The 15,404-nt window shown below is 70.8% G+C and carries 11 protein-coding genes; 6 read left to right on the top strand and 5 right to left on the bottom strand.

The window, feature by feature from the left end; translation table 11 throughout:
- Nucleotide 1 precedes the first annotated feature (1 nt).
- From ACRYJK_RS10415 to mutS, 3 genes are read right to left on the bottom strand one after another with little or no spacing between them, the layout of a single operon-like run.
- On the bottom strand, nucleotides 2-2,737 hold the full coding sequence (locus tag ACRYJK_RS10415; protein ID WP_482667523.1) for a [protein-PII] uridylyltransferase: 2,736 nt from the start codon (nucleotides 2,735-2,737) through the stop codon (nucleotides 2-4).
- Complete coding sequence (locus ACRYJK_RS10410; RefSeq protein ID WP_482667522.1) at nucleotides 2,737-3,945, bottom strand: YfiM family lipoprotein; 1,209 nt, start codon at nucleotides 3,943-3,945, stop codon at nucleotides 2,737-2,739. The genes ACRYJK_RS10415 and ACRYJK_RS10410 overlap by 1 nt, the downstream gene beginning before the upstream one ends.
- Nucleotides 3,942-6,569 carry a DNA mismatch repair protein MutS gene (gene mutS / locus ACRYJK_RS10405; protein WP_482667521.1) on the bottom strand — a complete coding sequence of 876 codons (2,628 nt, stop codon included), beginning with the start codon at nucleotides 6,567-6,569 and terminating at the stop codon, nucleotides 3,942-3,944. The genes ACRYJK_RS10410 and mutS overlap by 4 nt, the downstream gene beginning before the upstream one ends.
- A gap of 87 nt (nucleotides 6,570-6,656) precedes the next feature.
- On the opposite strand from mutS, the gene ACRYJK_RS10400 reads away from it, so the two are divergent.
- The 5 genes from ACRYJK_RS10400 to ACRYJK_RS10380 all read left to right on the top strand — a co-directional run bounded on the left by ACRYJK_RS10400 (nucleotide 6,657) and on the right by ACRYJK_RS10380 (nucleotide 12,240).
- Nucleotides 6,657-7,145: an SspB family protein gene (locus ACRYJK_RS10400; RefSeq protein ID WP_482667520.1), complete on the top strand. Its 489-nt coding sequence runs from the start codon at nucleotides 6,657-6,659 to the stop codon at nucleotides 7,143-7,145.
- Nucleotides 7,142-8,218, top strand: a complete 1,077-nt coding sequence (locus ACRYJK_RS10395) for an alpha/beta fold hydrolase (protein ID WP_482667519.1) — start codon at nucleotides 7,142-7,144, stop codon at nucleotides 8,216-8,218. The genes ACRYJK_RS10400 and ACRYJK_RS10395 overlap by 4 nt, the downstream gene beginning before the upstream one ends.
- A complete protein-coding gene (locus ACRYJK_RS10390; protein ID WP_482667518.1) occupies nucleotides 8,215-9,621 on the top strand; it encodes a class II fumarate hydratase in 1,407 nt (468 codons plus the stop codon). Before ACRYJK_RS10395 ends, ACRYJK_RS10390 begins: the two co-directional genes overlap by 4 nt.
- A 78-nt stretch (nucleotides 9,622-9,699) precedes the next feature.
- Nucleotides 9,700-11,586: a DUF885 domain-containing protein gene (locus ACRYJK_RS10385; RefSeq protein ID WP_482667517.1), complete on the top strand. Its 1,887-nt coding sequence runs from the start codon at nucleotides 9,700-9,702 to the stop codon at nucleotides 11,584-11,586.
- A gap of 312 nt (nucleotides 11,587-11,898) precedes the next feature.
- A complete protein-coding gene (locus tag ACRYJK_RS10380; protein WP_482667516.1) occupies nucleotides 11,899-12,240 on the top strand; it encodes a hypothetical protein in 342 nt (113 codons plus the stop codon).
- 67 nt (nucleotides 12,241-12,307) lie between these two features.
- Here ACRYJK_RS10380 and ACRYJK_RS10375 read toward each other — a convergent pair whose 3' ends face one another.
- Nucleotides 12,308-13,978, bottom strand: a complete 1,671-nt coding sequence (locus tag ACRYJK_RS10375) for a thiamine pyrophosphate-binding protein (protein ID WP_482667515.1) — start codon at nucleotides 13,976-13,978, stop codon at nucleotides 12,308-12,310.
- Nucleotides 13,979-14,194: 216 nt separating this feature from the next.
- Between ACRYJK_RS10375 and ACRYJK_RS10370 the strand changes: the two genes are divergently transcribed.
- Entirely contained in the window at nucleotides 14,195-14,974 is a 780-nt protein-coding gene (locus ACRYJK_RS10370) for a transporter (RefSeq protein WP_482667514.1), read from the top strand.
- Nucleotides 14,975-14,977: 3 nt separating this feature from the next.
- Here the strand turns inward: ACRYJK_RS10370 and ACRYJK_RS10365 are convergent, their stop codons facing one another.
- Complete coding sequence (locus ACRYJK_RS10365) at nucleotides 14,978-15,166, bottom strand: YgaP family membrane protein (RefSeq protein ID WP_482667513.1); 189 nt, start codon at nucleotides 15,164-15,166, stop codon at nucleotides 14,978-14,980.
- Nucleotides 15,167-15,404: the final 238 nt, after the last annotated feature.

The raw sequence follows: 15,404 nt of genomic DNA, 5'->3' as shown, positions 1-15,404 counted from the left end.
GTCACCCGCTCGCGGCGGTTTCCAATGCATCGACCAGCCCGGCGACGCGGGCGTCCCCGATGATTTTCGCACCGGTGAGGTCGGTGACGTAAAATGTGTCGACCGCCCGCTCGCCATAGGTCGACACATGCGCGCTGTGGAGCGTGACCCCGGCGGAAAACAGCGCATAGGCGAGGTCGTGGAGCAGCGCAGGGCGATCATGCGCGCTCACCTCGATCACCGTGAAGCGATTGGACGCGCGGTTGTCGACCACCGCCGATGACGGAATGCGGAAGGCATCGGCGCGGGTCAGCGGGTGCGCCTTGTTGGCCAGCGACGCGCGCATCGCGTGGCGGTCCGCCATCGTCGCAGCGATGGCCCGCCGCATTCGCGTCATTTGCGCTTCCTCGGCGAACGGGCGGCCGAGCGGGTCCTGCACGAGGAAATTGTCGAGCGCCCAGCCATCGCGCGTGGTGTGAATACGCGCGTCGATGATGTTGCCCCCGGCGAGGTGGACCGCGCCGGCGAGGCGGTAGAACAGCCCTGCCGTGTCGGGCGCGAGCACGCTCACCAGAGTCGCCGCGCGCGCATCGTCGAAGCGGGTGGTGATGGCGATCGTCTCGCCCGCCTCAAGTCTCTCCCGCAGCATGGCGATGTTGCCCGCAGCCGCCCCGACCGGTTCGGCGATCCAGAAACTGTCGGGCAGCCGCTCTGCCAGCGCATCGAAGTCCACGTTGGGCATCGCCAGTTCTGCGGCGACCGCGGCGCGCTTTTCGGCGATGCGCTGCTCGCGTCCGCGCTGTTTGTGGCCGAGCCGCAGCAGCTCCTCCGCCGCGTCGTAGAGTTCGGTCAATAACTGGCGTTTCCAGCCGTTCCACGTCCCCGGCCCGACCGCGCGAATATCGACGACGGTCAGCAGGAGCAGGAGCTTCAGCCGCTCCATCGACTGCACCTGGCTTGCAAAATCGGCGATGGTCTTGGGATCGGCGAGGTCGCGTTTGAACGCGGTCGCGCTCATCAATAAATGGTGACGCACCAGCCAGGCGACGGTCTCGGTCTCCGCCGCGGAGAGGCCAAAGCGCGGCCCCATCCGCTCCGCCACCTCGGCGCCCAGAACCGAATGATCGCCGCCGCGCCCCTTGGCGATGTCGTGCAGCAGCACCGCCACATACAGCGCGCGGCGCGAACCGATCTGGTGGATCATCACCGACGTCAGCGGATGATCCTCCTTGAGTTCGCCGCGCTCGATCTTGGCCAGCAGCCCGATGGCGCGGATGCTGTGTTCATCGACGGTGTAGTGATGATACATGTCGAACTGCATCTGCGCGACGACGCGGCCGAAATCGGGCACGAAGCGGCCAAACACATTGGCCTCGTTCATCCAGCGCAGCACCGTTTCAGGGTCACGCGGGGAGGTCAGCACGCCGAGGAACAGCGCGTTCGCCCTCGGGTCCTCGCGCAGGGCGGCGTCGATGAGATGCGCATCGCGCCGCGCCGCGCGCATGGCGTTAGGGTGAATCTCGCGTCCCTCGCGGTCGGCCAGTGCGAACAGTTCGATCAGGCGGATCGGCGCGCGCGCGAACCAGTCGTCAGCAGGCAGCGCGATGCGCCCGCGGTCGAGCACGAAGCCGTCGAGCGCGCCCTCCGCCCCATCGTTGGTGGCGATGAACCGCCGCCCCGCCTCCCCGCGCTGTTCGTCGAGGTGGGCAAGGAACAGCCCGGTAATGTCGCCGACCGACTTGGCGTGCAGGAAATAGAGGCGCATGAAGCGTTCGACCGCGGATTTGCCCGGCCGGTCGGCAAAGCGCATCCGCGCCGCGACCTCGCGCTGCACGTCGAAGGTCAGCCGATCCTCCGTGCGCCCGCTGATCAGGTGAAGGTGACAGCGCACCGCCAGTAGAAAATCCTCCGCCCGCGCGAACTGGCGCAGCTCGGCGCGGGTGAGCAGCCCCGCCTCGACCAGCTCGGGCGCAGTCGCCACGCGGTGCAGATATTTGCCGATCCAGATCAGCGCGTGGAGATCGCGAAGCCCGCCCTTACCCTCCTTCACATTGGGTTCGACGAGGTAGCGCGTGTCGCCCAACCGGCGGTGGCGCGCGTCGCGCTCGTCGAGCTTGGCGGCGATGAAGTCGTGTGCGGTGCCCGCCATCACCTCCCCCGCGAAGCGTGCTTGCGCCTCGGCATAGAGCGGTTGGTCGCCCCAGATGTAGCGCGCTTCGAGGAGCGCGGTGCGTACCGTCAGGTCGGCGGCGGCCACGCGCATCATCTCATCGAGCGTGCGGCTGGCGTGACCGACCTTCAGCTTCAGATCCCACAGACTGTAGAGGATCGATTCGATGACCTGCTCGGTCCAGCCGGTGCGCTTGAGCGGCGTCAGGAACTGGATGTCGACGTCGCTGTACGGCGCCATCTCCGCCCGGCCGTAACCGCCGAGCGCCATCAGCGTCAGCCGCTCGCCCGCGCTGCGGTTGGGGGCGGGGTAAAGGTGCTCGACCGTCGCGTCGTGGATCAGCAGGATGATCTGGTCGATGAGGAAGCTCTGCGCCCAACACACCGCGCGCCCGCTGGTCGGCGCCGCATCGAGCCGCCGCGCGATCTCCGCGCGCCCGTCGGCCAGCGCGGCGCGCAGGATGGCGGTCAGCGCCGCGCGCTGCTCGCCCGCAGGCGCATCGCTAAGCGTCGCGTCGATCCGCGCCGCCACCGCGCGGCGATCGATGATCGCGCGGCGGTCGCCGAGGCTGGCGTAGCGCGCGGGCATCAGCGTGGGATCAGCGGGTCGAGCGCGGCGTCGATGCGCCGGAGCGCGGCGGCGTAGCTGGCGCTGCCGGTGTCGCGCCAGCGCGCCTCGAACGCTTCGCGGCTGACGCCTTCGGGCGCCTCAAGCAGCGCCGGTGGCAGCAACCGGCCCTCATCACCGCGCGCCAGCGCCGCGCGGGCGGCGGCAGAGCGCGCCGGGTCGGTGAGCGCCGCGCCCCAGCGAAAGCCCGATCGGTCGGCGGCGAGGTCGACGAAGCTGAACCCCGACCCGCCAGTTTCGCTGTCGGCGAGCTCCTTCCACGTCCCCAGCGCCTCGCTCGCCTGCGCGCCGAACCGCGCGGTCAGCGCCGCCGACACCGCCCAATGTTTAGGGAGGTCGCCGCGCCTCCCCAGCGCTGCGGTGGCGCGCATCGGGCAGCGTTGGCGCGCCGGGCCGAGTTCGGGGGCGAGCCGATCGGCGACCTCGGGCGCGACTGCGGCGGCGAGCGCATTGAGCGCGGCGCGCGCGTCGGCGGGATCGCGCACGCCCTCCAGCGCGGCGGCGACGAGCGGGGCAAGCGGCACGACGCCACCGCGCCCGCCTGCGCGCGCGACCCGGCAATAGGCGGCGGACGCGACGTCGGCGCGAATGCCACCCCCGCCGCGCGCGGAACTGACCAGGTCGAACAATCGCCGCGCGGCGTTGGTGTCGACCCGCGCGCTCACCCCCTGCGGGGTTGTCCGGAGGTCGCGCACCAGCCGGTCGAGGGGCGGCAGCGCCGGATCGCGCGCACGCACCCCGCGCCAGCCCAGCCGCAGCAGCGGGTTGGCGAGCGCGGCGGGCACCGGCACGCTGCCGATGCGCAGCGACGGGTGCAGCGGATCGGCGCCGACGCGCACCTCGACATTCCACCACCGCCCGAGCGGCGCCGGGCGGCTGGCGTAAAGCGTGAGCGCGCCCGCAGCGGTCGTCGCACCCAGCCGCGCCGGAGCGAGCGCAGCGCTGCCAAGCTGAGCCAGCGCCGCCAGCTCCGCCGCGCTGAGCCGCATCGCGACATCCGCCCCGCCGACCCCAGGGGCAGGCACCTGCGACGCGATCGGTCGCGCGATCGCCAGCGTCTCCGCCGTCGGCGGCCCGGCATCGCGCACGGCCGGCGCCGCATCGGTGAGCAGAAACAGCGCGACGGCGAGCGCCAGCAGCAGCGCGCCGATCCAGCGCAGCGCCATCATCGCCCGTCGTCCTCGGGCAGCAGCGCCTTCAACCGATACAGCGCCTCCAGCGCCTCGCGGGGCGACAGCGCGTCGGCATCAATTCCCGCGAGTGCGTCTCGCAGCGCGTCGCATGGCGCCTCCTCCGGCACCGCAAGCGCGGCGAACAGCGGCAGATCATCGAGTCCCGCGGCGAGCCCGCCGGTCGCCTGCCGCCCCGCCTCAAGCCGTTTCAGAACCTCCTTCGCCCGCGCAAGCACCGGCGGGGGCACCCCGGCGAGCCGCGCCACCGCAAGACCATAGCTGCGGTCGGCGGGGCCTTCGCCCAGCTCGTGCAGCAGCACCAGCTCGCCCTTCCATTCGCGCGCGCGGACATGGTGCAGCGACAGCGCATCCAGTTTTTCGGCGAGCCGCGTCAGCTCGTGATAATGCGTGGCGAACAGACAGCGGCAGCGGTTCGCCTCGTGCACCGCCTCGACCACCGCCCAGGCGAGCGCGAGGCCGTCGTAGGTGGAGGTGCCGCGCCCGATCTCGTCGAGCACCACCAGGCTGCGCTCGGTCGCCTGCGTCAGGATCGCGGCGGTCTCGACCATCTCGACCATGAAGGTGGAGCGACCGCGCGCGAGATTGTCGCTCGCCCCGACGCGGCTGAACAGCCGGTCGACGAGGCCGATCTTCGCGCGGCTCGCGGGCACGAAGCTCCCCGCCTGCGCCAGCAGCACGATCAGCGCGGTCTGGCGCAGAAAGGTCGATTTGCCGCCCATATTCGGCCCGGTGATCAGCCACAGCCGATCGCTCGGTCCGAGCGCGCAGTCGTTGGGCACGAATCGTTCGCCCCGCGCTGCCAGCGCCGCCTCGACCACCGGATGCCGCCCGCCGTCGACCTCGAGGCAGGGGGTGTCGGCGAGCTCGGGCGCACACCAGCCGCCTTCGTGCGCGCGCACCGCATGGCTCGCCGCGACGTCGAGCCTTGCGATGGAGTCGGCGGCTTTGGCGATGGCGGCGGCGTGGGCCTTCACCGCCTCCGCCAACGTTTCGAAATGCGCGGCTTCGGCAGCGAGCGCATGGCTGCCTGCCGCCACCACCCGGCTCGCCAGTTCGGCCAGCTCAGGCGTGTTGAAGCGCACCGCCCCCGCGAGAGTTTGCCGGTGCGTGAACCCCGAATCGGCGCGCATCAGCGCGTCCGCCTTGGTCGCGCTCACCTCGACATGATAGCCGAGCACGGCATTGTGCCGCACCTTAAGCGCGGCGATGCCGGTCGCCTCGCGATAGCGCGCCTCCAGCCCCGCAATCTCGCGCCGCCCACCCGCCGCGGTGTCGCGCAGCGCGTCCAACGCGGCGTCGTAGCCCGCGGCGATATAGCCGCCGCTCGCCGCTTCGGTCGGTGGCGCCTCGACCAGCGCGCGGGTGAGTTCGTCCGCCAGCGCGCCGTGGCCGTCGAGCGCGGGCAGCAGCGCGTCGAGCAGCGCCGGGCGACCCTCGCGCTGCAGCAGCTCGTCGCGCAGCCGCCCCGCGCCGGTCAGCCCATCGCGAATCTGGCCGAGGTCGCGCGGCGTGCCGCGCCCGGCGACGATCCGCGCCGATGCGCGGGCGAGGTCCGGGAGGGTCCGCAGCCGCTCACGGAGGGCTTCGGTGCCGAGATGATCTCGATGCGCCCAGGCGACGAGGTCGAGCCTTGCGCGGATCGCCGCGCCTTGCGCCAGCGGCGCCGACAGGTCCGCCGCCAGCAACCGCGCGCCCGCGCCGGTGACGGTGCGATCGACCGCGGCGAGCAGGCTCCCCTCGCGCGCGCCGCCTTGCGTGCGCGTAATCTCGAGGCTGTCGCGGGTCGCCGCGTCGAGCGCCAGCAGCGCGCCGTCGTCGTGGCGCCTGGGCGGGCTGAGGAACGGTAGCGTCCCCGCGCCCGCGCGCTCCAGCCAGGCCACCAGAGCCCCCGCCGCGCTCAATTCCGCGCGGGAGAAGTCGCCAAACGCGTCGAGCGCGGCGACCCCCCACAGCGCCTTCAGCCGCGCTTCGCCGCTCGAGCTGTCAAAGTCGCGCCGCGGGCGTTCGTGCAGGACGCTGGGGTCGAGCATGGCCGTGAAGGGCGAACCTTCCGCCGCCAGCACCTCGACCGGCGCCAGTCGCGCGAGCTCCGCCGACAGCGCCAGGTCGTCGCCCACTGCGCCAGTTTCGAACGTACCGCTCGACACATCCGCCGCAGCCCAGCCGCGCGTGCCGGCGACCTCCGCCAGCGCAACCAGCCAGTTGGCACGCCGGGAATCGAGCAGGCTGTCCTCGGTCACCGTGCCGGCGGTGACGGTGCGGACGATGCCGCGCGCCACGAGCGCCTTGGATCCACCGCGCTGCCTGGCCTGCTCGGGCGTCTCGACCTGCTCGGCGATGGCGACGCGATGCCCGGCGCGGATCAGCCGCGCGACGTAGCTTTCGGCGGCATGGACCGGCACCCCGCACATCGGCACCGGCTCGCCGCCATGCGCCCCGCGCGCCGTCAGCGCGATGTCGAGGTCACGCGCCGCCGCCTTGGCATCCTCGAAAAACAGCTCGAAGAAATCGCCCATGCGGTAGAACAGCAGGCAATCATCGCCGGCTTCGGCCTTCAGCGCCTGATACTGCGCCATCATCGGGGTCGGGGCGGCCGCCATTCGCGCCGCGATAAACGTCGCGAGGGGGAGGGGGAAGGGCCTCCACAAGCCTTGACCCTCTGCGCCCGCCCCGCCACGGTCGCGGCCATGACCAGCGACGCTTCCGCCCCCGACAGCCTGATCCCCTACGACGAAATCGTGCAGGAGGCGCTGCGGGCGGTGGTCGGCCGCGTGCTTCGACCGATCGCGGAAAGCGGCGGACATCTGCCGGGCGGGCACCATTTCTACATCACGTTCAAAACGCGCGCGCCGGGCGTCGTCATCCCGCCGCACCTGCTCGAACGTCACCCAGAGGAGATGACCATCGTCCTCGAAAATCGCTTCTGGGATTTGCAGGTCGAGGATGATCGGCTGTCGGTGGGGCTCAGCTTCAACCAGGTGGCGAGCATGCTGACGGTGCCGTTCGCGGCGATCACCGCTTTCGTCGATCCTTCGGTCGAGTTCGGGCTCCAGTTCCAGGTCGAGGATACGGGCGAACCCGCCGCCCATGAGCCGGCGGAAAACGATGCCCCGCTCGCCGAGCCGATCGAGGACGGCTCCAATGTCGTCACCGTGGATTTCGGTCGCCGCAAATGAGAGCCTTGATCGCCGCCGCGCTGCTCGTCACGACCGCGCCGGCGATCGCGCAAAGCGCACCGCAGGCGAGCGCACCTGCCGCCGCCGTCTCCCCCTACCGCGCGCAGGCGGTGCGGCAGACGATCACGCTGCCGGCGTTCCGCTTCCACGACGGGCGCTCACGCGATGTGCGGATGAGCGCGCTGACGCTCGGCACCCCGCGGCGCGACGCGCGCGGGCGCATCGTCAACGCGGTGGTGCTGCTGCACGGCACCGGCGGCAGCGCGGGGCAGTTCCTCGTGCCGCAGTTTGCCGATCACTTGTTCGGCGCCGGCCAGCCGCTCGACACCAGCCGCTATCATATCGTCATGGTCGACAACCTCGGCCACGGGGAGAGCTCGCGGCCGTCGGCGGACGCGGACTTTCCGAGCTACACCTATGCCGACATGACGCTGGCGCAGGCGCGGCTATTGAGCGCGATGGGGGTCGAGCGGGCGCGGCTGTTCCTCGGCACCTCGATGGGTTGCATGCACATCTTCGTCTGGGCCAACCGCTGGCCCGACCGGATGCAGGCGGCGATGCCGATGGCCTGTATCCCGGCGCCGATCGTCGGCCATAACCGTGCCTGGCGCACCGCGCTGGTGGAGACGATCAAGGCCGATCCGGGCTGGAGCAGCGGCAACGCCCCGATCGGGATGCGGGGGGCCAACGCCATCCTGATGACGATGGGCGCGGCGCCCGCGACCTGGGCCCGGCTTTATCCGACCGGCGACAGCGCGGCGGCGATGGCGCGCGCGCGGGTGGCGGCGCCGGGGCTCGACCCCCGCGACCTCATCGCCGCGACCGAGGCGAGCCGCGACTATGCCCCCGATCCGGCGCGGATGCCGGTGGCGATGACGTGGATCAACAGCGCCGACGACGTCATAAACCCGCCCGGCTATTATGACCCGCCCGCGCTGGCGGCGCGCATGGCGGACGTGCGCTACCGCCTGATTCCGGTCAGCGACCAGACCCGCGGCCATGGCACGCATACCTGGGCGCAGTTCTGGAAGGACGATCTCGTCGCACTGCTCGCCCGGACCGAAGCGCGATGACCGCGACCCGCACCGAGCGCGACACTTTCGGCGACATCGAAGTCCCCGCCGAAGCCTCTTGGGGCGCGCAGACGCAGCGCAGCATCGAAAACTTCCCCTTCGGCCCGCGCGAAACGATGCCGCTCGGCATCGTCCACGCGCTCGCGCTGATCAAGCAGGCGGCAGCGCGGGTCAACGCGGGACATGGCCTCGACCCCGGCCTCGCACAGGCGATCGAGGCCGCGGCGGCGAGCGTCGCGGCAGGCGCGCATGACGACCAGTTCCCGCTCTCCATCTGGCAGACGGGCAGCGGCACACAGAGCAACATGAACGTGAACGAGGTTGTCGCCGGCCTCGCCAACGAAGGGCTGACGGGCAAGCGCGGTGGTACCTCCCCGGTGCACCCCAACGACCACGTCAACCGCGGCCAGTCGTCCAACGACTGCTTCCCCACCGCGATGCACGTCGCGGTGGCGCGGGCGACGCGCGACGACCTGCTCCCCGCGCTGGCGACGCTGACCGAAGCGCTCGAGGAAAAGGCGCGCGGCTGGGACGCGATCGTCAAGATCGGGCGCACGCACCTCCAGGATGCGACCCCGCTGACGCTCGGGCAGGAGGCGTCGGGCTGGGTCGCGCAACTGATCGCCTGCCGCGCGCGGATCGAGGGCGCGTGCACCCACAATGTCCAGAAGCTGGCGCAGGGCGGCACCGCGGTCGGCACCGGCCTCAACGCGCCCGAAGGGTTCGCGGAGGCGATGGCGGCGGAGTTGTCGACGCTCACCGGCATCGCGTTCGAGTCTGCGCGCAACCCGTTCGAGGCGCTCGCGACACACGACGGTTTGCACTTCTTCCATGGCGCGCTGGCGACGCTGGCGGTGGCACTGACCAAGGTCGGCAACGACATCCGCCTGCTTGGCTCCGGCCCGCGCGCGGGGCTGGCCGAACTGATGCTGCCCGAAAACGAGCCCGGCAGCTCGATCATGCCCGGCAAGGTCAACCCGACGCAGGCAGAAATGCTGACGATGGTCGCCGCGCAGGTGCTTGGCAATCAGGCGGCGGTGACCGCCGGGGCGATGCAGGGCCACCTCGAGCTCAACGTGTTCAAACCGTTGATCGGCGCGGCCGTGCTGCGCTCGATCCACTTGCTCAGCGTCGGCATGGCGGGCTTCGCCGAGCGCTGCGTGCGCGGCATGCAGGCGGACGAGGCGCGCATCGCCGAGCTCCTCGAACGATCGCTGATGCTGGTCACCGCATTGGCGCCGGAGATCGGCTACGACCGCGCCTCGGCCATCGCCAAGCGCGCGCACCACGAACGCCGCACGCTGCGCGAAGTGGCGTTGGAAGAGGGGGTCGAGGCCGCGACGTTCGACCGCGTCGTGCGGCCGGAAGCGATGGTGGGCGAACGCTCCCGGGGCGGGAGTTAAAAACGCACGCAACGGCGCGCTTGCCCTCGCCCGCGCCAGCTCGCATGATCGCTGCAAACAAGCGCGAGGGAGAATGATGTGAGCGATGTGACGAGCGGCGTCAGTCGGCGACAGGTGGGTGCGATGTTGCTGGCGGGGAGCGCGCTCACCGCATGCGCGCCGCGTGCCGCGCTGGGCGGCATCGGCGCGGCGCCGACGACCGATGCCGGCACCGCAACTGTGGCAAGCAACGTCGCATCGCGGCAGGCGCGCGCGCTCTACGATCGCATCTTCGACCAGATGATGCTCGAGAACCCGACCGGCGCCACTTCGCTCGGGCTCGACACCGGCGCGCGTGCGGCGCTGCGCGGACAGCTGGCACCGAGTGACGCCGCGCACCGTTTCGGCAGCCTGCCGACGATCGCGCGCTTCGGCCCTGAGCTCTCGCGGATCGACGCCGCCGCCTTGCCGCCGGTGGAGCGCAGCTGGCTGGCGACGGTGCGCTGGTATGCGGACCGCGCGAACGAGATCATGCGCGCCCGATTCGGCGGATCGGACGGCTACCCCATCCCCTACACCATCACCCAGCTGACCGGCAGCTATCAGGAGGTGCCCGACTTCCTCGCGTCGACCCACCCGGTCGCCAATGCGAGCGATGCTGAAGCCTATCTCTCGCGCGTCGCGGCGATGGCGCGCAACGTCGATCAGGAGGTCGCGCGCGGGCGCGAGGAGCTGCGCATGGGCATAGTCCCGCCGCGCTGGCAGCTCGCCAAGACGATCACTCAGACCGAAGCGCTGATGGCCCAGCGCGGTGCCAATTCGGGCATCGCGCGCAAGCTGGCGGAAAAGGCGAGCGCTGCGGGGCTCGACGGCGCCGCATGGGGCGCGCGTGCCGGGGCGCTGGTCGACGGGCCGCTGGCTGCGGCGCTCGGTCGCCAGCGTGCGCTGCTCGCCGACATGACCCGCGCTACGGGCGAGAATGTCGGTGTGTCACGCCTGCCGGATGGCCGCGAGTTCTACGAAAACGCGCTCCGCTTCCACATCGCCAGCGACCTGACGCCCGAGCAGGCGCACCAGCGCGGGCTGGAGGAGGTCGCCGATTATCAGGCGCGGATGGAGCCGCTGCTGCGCGGCCTTGGCCTGACGGCCGGCACCACCGGCGCACGGCTGCTTCAGCTCGGCGCCCGCCCCGATCAGCTGTTTCCGAACACCGATGCCGGTCGGGCGGAGGTGCTCGCCTACCTCAACCAGCGCAACGAAGCGATGCGCGCGATGCTGCCGCGGGTGTTCAACAATGTCCCGCCCGCGCGCATGGAAATCCGCCGCGTGCCGGTGGAGATCGAGCTCGGCGCGCCGCGCGGCTATGCCCAGCGCGGGTCGCTCGACGGCAGCCGTCCGGGTGCTTTCTATATCAACCTGCGCGACACGCACATTTGGCCGAAGTTCTCGCTGCCGACCTTCGTTTATCACGAGGGCATCCCCGGCCATGTCTATCAGGGCGCGGTGCTGCTGGCGTCGGGCGACACGCCCAACCTCCTCCGCACGCTCGGCATGGCGGCCTATGGCGAAGGCTGGGGGCTCTACGCCGAACAGATCGCCGACGAACTGGGCGTGTACGAGGGCGATGCCCCGGGGCGGATCGGTTACCTTCAGGCGGCGCTCTACCGCGCCTGCCGCGTGGTGGTCGACACCGGCATGCATGCGCTCGGCTGGAGCCGCGAGCGGGCCATCACCTATATGAACGACGTGACCGGCCTGGCCGCCGCCGCGACCGAGAACGAGATCGACCGCTATATCGTCTGGCCGGGGCAGGCCTGCTCGTACAAGCTCGGCCACACGGTCATCGTCCGCGCCCGCGAGGCGGCGCGGGCGCAGATGGGCTCGCGCTTCGATATGAAGGCCTTCCACGACGTCCTGCTGCTGCCCGGCGCACGCCCGATGGACGTGCTCGCCGCCGACATCGCCGCCTGGGCCGCGCGGGGGTAAGTGGCTGGCGGGCGAACGTGCGCCGACTTTCCCCCTCCCCTTGTGGGCAAAACCGGGGTGGGGGCAGAGCCGCGTCTGCGGCTCGTGAGGAAGCACGGGGCCGCGCGACGAGTCAATTCCGCTCGCGGACGCGAGCGGGCCCCCACCCCTGTCCCCTCCCCACAAAGGGGGAGGGGACTCGGTTCGGTGTCGGTGCGATCGCCTCCCCGTCATCGCGAAAGGGGTGAGCCCCGTTCGTTCGGAACGCCGCCGCCGCCCATCCGTTGAGCCGCGCAAAGGGTGACGTTTCGCACTCGCAACGGAGGCATGAAGATGATTTCGCAGATCGCAGGGGCACTACTCGGGGGCGCTGTCGGCAAGGAGCGCGACAATAACCCCGTGGCGGGTGCGATCATCGGCACCGCGACGATGATGGTCGCACGCCGCCTGCTGCCCGCGCGATTTGCCGGCATGGGCGCGATGATCGCCGCGGGCTATGTCTCCAAGAAGCTGAAGGAGCGCGCCGATCGCAAGGCTCAGGCGCAGGAGATGCTCGGTCAGACGCGCGAAGGCGGGCGGCTGGTCGGTTCGGCGGCGCCGGTCACCAACACCACCGTGCTCGGCGCGGATTCGACCCCCACTGGCGGCACCGCGCGGACGACCGCCGCGCGCTGATCGGGTGAGCCATCAAGGGTAGAAGTCAAGGGGCGGGCCGTCACTGGCCCGCCCTTTTGCTTGCCCGTCAGCGTGCGCGTTCGCGCAGCGCGGTGATCGTCGTCGCCGGGCTGATCCGCTCGAGCTCGGTGACGAGGTGCAGCACACGCAGCCCCTTGCGCGACGCCGCCTCGGCCAACGCGGGCGCGAATTCCTCGGTCCGCTCGACCCGCGCCGCCCAGCCGCCATAGGCCTCGGCGAGCTTGGCGAAGTCGGGGTTGGTGAGGCTCGTCGCCGACACGCGCGCGGGATATTCGCGCTCCTGATGCATGCGGATGGTGCCGTAGGCGCCATTGTCGACCACCACGACGATGAGGTCGACGCCATACTGCATCGCCGTGGCGAGTTCCTGCCCGTTCATCAGGAAATCGCCGTCGCCGGCCACCGCGACGACGCTGCGTCCCGGAAAGCGCCGCGCGGCGGCGATCGCGGCGGGGACGCCATAGCCCATCGCCCCGCAGGTCGGCGCGAGCTGGCTGGTCGGCCCGCCGTAGATCCAGTGCCGATGCCACCAGCCCGCAAAATTACCCGCGCCGTTGCAGATGATGGTGTCGTCGGGCAGCGCCGCCTGCATCGCCTCGACGCATTGGCCGAGGTCGAGCGCGCTGCCGTTGGGCTTGGCGCTGCGCCAGTCGCGCCACTCAGCATGCGCCTCGCGCCCGCAGTCGAAGCTGATGAGGTCGCTCGTGTCCCACAGCGCCGCCGCCTCCGCGAACTCGTGCGGGTAGGCGCAAATGGGCAGGTCCGCGCGATAGACGCGGTTGAGTTCGTTGGGGTCGGGGTGGACGTGGATCAGCGTCTGGTCGGGGTGGTCGGGGTCGATCAGCGTGTAACCGTCGGTGGTCGCCTCCCCCAGCCGCGCCCCGACCACCAGCAGCAGGTCGGCGGCTTTGACGCGCTCGATCAGCTTGGGGTTGGGCCCGTAACCGAGGTTGCCTGCAAACACCGGTGTGTCGTTGGGGATCGCGTCCTGACGGCGAAAGGCGGTCGCGACCGGGATGCCGAGCAGGGTCGCGAACTCCGCGAAATAATGCGCCGCCCCCGCGTCCCAGCCCGCGCCTCCGACGATCGCCAGCGGGCTCGCCGCCTGGCCGAGCATGTCCATGACGAGGCCCATTGCCTGCACGTCGGGGTCCTGCTCCGGCGGGGCGATATAGGGGCGGTCGCGCGCGACGACCTCATCGGTCAGCATGTCTTCGGGGAGCGCGAGCACTACGGGGCCGGGGCGTCCCGACATGGCGGTGGCATAAGCGCGCGCGACATATTCGGGGATGCGCCGCGCATCGTCGATCCGCCCCGCCCATTTGGCGAGCGGGCCGAACATCGCAGGGAAATCGACCTCCTGAAACCCCTCACGGTCGCGCATGGAGCGGTCGACGTCGCCGACGAACAGGATCATCGGCTGCGAATCCTGAAACGCGACGTGGACGCCGATGCTGGCGTTGGTCGCACCAGGCCCGCGCGTCACGAAGGCGATGCCCGGCCGCCCGGTCATCGCCCCGTCGGCGCACGCCATGAACGCCGCCCCACCCTCCTGCCGGCAGACGATGGTGTCGAGCGCCGGCGTGTCGTGCAGCGCATCGAGCACCGCGAGGAAGCTTTCCCCCGGCACGGTGAAGATGCGCTCGCACCCCTGCGCGACGAGTTGGTCGACCAAAATGCGTCCGCCGCTGCGGGGAGAGATGTAGGGTTCAGTCATGTCGCCCGCGCTAGCGCAGCGGCGGAGGCGGTGGAAGAGTGCGTCTGCTGCGCGCCCTGACGTGGCGCACCACCACCTCACGTCGCATTCTCCCCCGTCATGCGGAATCTGTCGCAGCATCCACACCGATTGGGCGGCAAGGACCCTGAAACAAGTTCAGAGTGACGAGCAAGGAGTCGGATGACGGCGGGGGTGTGAAGTCGCTAAGCTCGCGCCATGCGCATCCTCCTCCCGCTCGCCGTGTTGTTTGCCGCCACCCCCGCCGCTGCGCGGGACGCCTGCTTCGAGCGACCGGGGCAGACCACCCCGCCATGCACCGTCGAGCCCGGCAAGCTCGCGGTCGAGGTGGAGCTCGTCGGCTGGCAGCTCAGCCGCGATGAGGATGTTCGCGAAGATCAGGTCGACGTCGCCAACACCAGTCTGCGCATCGGCGTCGCCGACCATGCCGAGGTGGCGGTCGCGTGGACGCCGTACCGCCACCTGCGCACCCGCGACCGGCGAACCGGCGCGAGCACGCGCGCCGGCGGGGTGGGCGACGTGACATTGGCCGCCAAGCGCAGCTTCGGCGATGCCGACGCGCCGGTGGCCGCGCTGCGCGGCTATGTGACGCTGCCGGTCGGACGCGAGGGCGTGGGTCAGGGCGACTGGAGCGCCGGGGTGCAGGTGCCGCTCAGTTTCGACCTCAACGACCGCGTGAGCCTCGCGCTGACGCCGGAGGCCGATGCCGCCGCGGACCAGGACGGCCACGGCCGCCACCTCGCCTGGGGCAGCGCGGTGGGAGTCGGACTGACCCTCAGCGAGCGTGTCTCGCTTGGCGCCGACCTCCTCTGGCTGCGCGACGACGACCCTGCGGGGCACACGACGCAGGCCACCGCCGAACTCTCGCTCGCCGCGATGCTCGGCGATAATGCACAGGTTGACGCGGGCGTCGTCGCCGGACTGAACCGCGACAGCCCCGACGTAGCGGTGCTTGTCGGGTTTAGCTGGCGGCGGTGACGCTCAGCGCCGCGGGCAAGTGTTGACGCCGAGCAGGCGATAGGCCGGGCAAAATCCGACCAGCCCGGTGATCAGCGGCAGCAGGCCGACCCAGCCCCACGGCGTGCGCGGGCCGACAAACACCATCGCGATCAGCGCGAGGCCGATAACCACTCGGACGAGGCGGTCGGCACTTCCTTCGTTGGTCAGCATGAGCTTCTCCTTCTTCCCTCGCCGCCAAGCTGGCGCCGACGGCGAGCGCCGTCTTTGATTGCGCGCAACTTCACCTTCGAGCGGCCCCGTCACCCCGGACTTGATCCGGGGTGACGATTAGCGTGGGGCAGCCGTCATGGGAGTAAATCCCATGACGTCGATCAGGTCGGCTTCGCCGCCTGTCGGCCGGCCTTTCGCGTCGCCTGCGGCGAGCGCGAAATAGCTCTGCTATTTCGCT

The organism is Sphingomonas sp. BLHR8 (genome assembly GCF_056821725.1).
Note: the sequence above shows the minus strand (reverse complement) of the source record. Positions and strands in the feature narration are given on the sequence as shown.

Bases quoted from the DNA above. Each gene is read 5' to 3' on its own strand.
- ACRYJK_RS10415 (WP_482667523.1), bottom strand. From the start codon at position 2,737: ATGCCCGCGCGCTACGCCAGCCTCGGCGACCGCCGCGCGATCATCGAT.
- ACRYJK_RS10400 (WP_482667520.1), top strand. From the start codon at position 6,657: ATGACCAGCGACGCTTCCGCCCCCGACAGCCTGATCCCCTACGACGAA.
- ACRYJK_RS10390 (WP_482667518.1), top strand. From the start codon at position 8,215: ATGACCGCGACCCGCACCGAGCGCGACACTTTCGGCGACATCGAAGTC.
- mutS (WP_482667521.1), bottom strand. From the start codon at position 6,569: ATGGCGGCCGCCCCGACCCCGATGATGGCGCAGTATCAGGCGCTGAAG.
- ACRYJK_RS10395 (WP_482667519.1), top strand. From the start codon at position 7,142: ATGAGAGCCTTGATCGCCGCCGCGCTGCTCGTCACGACCGCGCCGGCG.
- ACRYJK_RS10410 (WP_482667522.1), bottom strand. From the start codon at position 3,945: ATGATGGCGCTGCGCTGGATCGGCGCGCTGCTGCTGGCGCTCGCCGTC.
- ACRYJK_RS10370 (WP_482667514.1), top strand. From the start codon at position 14,195: ATGCGCATCCTCCTCCCGCTCGCCGTGTTGTTTGCCGCCACCCCCGCC.
- ACRYJK_RS10375 (WP_482667515.1), bottom strand. From the start codon at position 13,978: ATGACTGAACCCTACATCTCTCCCCGCAGCGGCGGACGCATTTTGGTC.
- ACRYJK_RS10380 (WP_482667516.1), top strand. From the start codon at position 11,899: ATGATTTCGCAGATCGCAGGGGCACTACTCGGGGGCGCTGTCGGCAAG.
- ACRYJK_RS10365 (WP_482667513.1), bottom strand. From the start codon at position 15,166: ATGCTGACCAACGAAGGAAGTGCCGACCGCCTCGTCCGAGTGGTTATC.